Genomic DNA, 797 nt, shown 5'->3' with positions numbered 1-797 from the left:
CTCGTGAAGGCTTGCTCTGTCTAGCTCGACTATGGGCTCAAGTGAAGGCGTATTCAAGGCCATGAGGGCAAAGGGTTTATCAGGGCGTTGCTTAACTTTTCTTAGCCGCTTAATACTCTCAGAATTTTTGGCATCGCAAATTAAGTGGAAACCACCGATGCTTTTTATAGCAATAATAGCGCCTTGCTTTAATTGTTCGGCGCAAAAATCGATTAGTGCCTGATTCTGTTCTAGAGGCAAACGAATACCTTTCTTATCGACTAGCGCTAATTGTGGTCCACAGTCATTGCAGGCATTGGTTTGCGAGTGGAAGCGTTTGGCATTTGAGGGAGTGGAATATTCGTGCTGACAGGTACTACACATGTCGAACTTTGCCATACTGGTGTTGTCTCGGTCGTAGGGCAGATCGGCAATAATGCTGTAGCGTGGTCCACATTGAGTGCAGCTTATAAAAGGGTGAAGGTAACGACGGTTATTTGTGTCAAATAGTTCATCTAGACAAGAGGAACACAGTGCCAGGTCAGGGGATACTTCTGGTGCATTTGTCGATAATGATAGGCTATTGGAATCAGTTTCTGACTCTATGATTGAAAAGCTAGTGGCTGAGATTTGAGGGCTAATACGCTCAAGCTCAATACTCTCCATCTGAGCCGCAGAGGGCTTTGTTGCTAGAAGCTGATTACGGAATTCATCAAGCTGGGCTTGTTGCCCGGTTAATACAATTTCAAGGCCCGAGGAGGAATTTCGTACTGAACCAGTCAGTGAAAGCGAGTGAGCGAGCCGATAAACAAAAGGCC

General features: G+C 45.8%; 1 protein-coding gene. It reads right to left on the bottom strand.

Annotated elements, in window-relative coordinates:
• On the bottom strand, positions 1 to 797 hold a 797-nt coding region (locus tag A3729_RS08695; protein ID WP_197475711.1), incomplete at both ends, for a Sua5/YciO/YrdC/YwlC family protein.

The sequence above is a fragment of the Oleiphilus sp. HI0043 genome (assembly GCF_001634935.1).
Note: the sequence above shows the minus strand (reverse complement) of the source record. Positions and strands in the feature narration are given on the sequence as shown.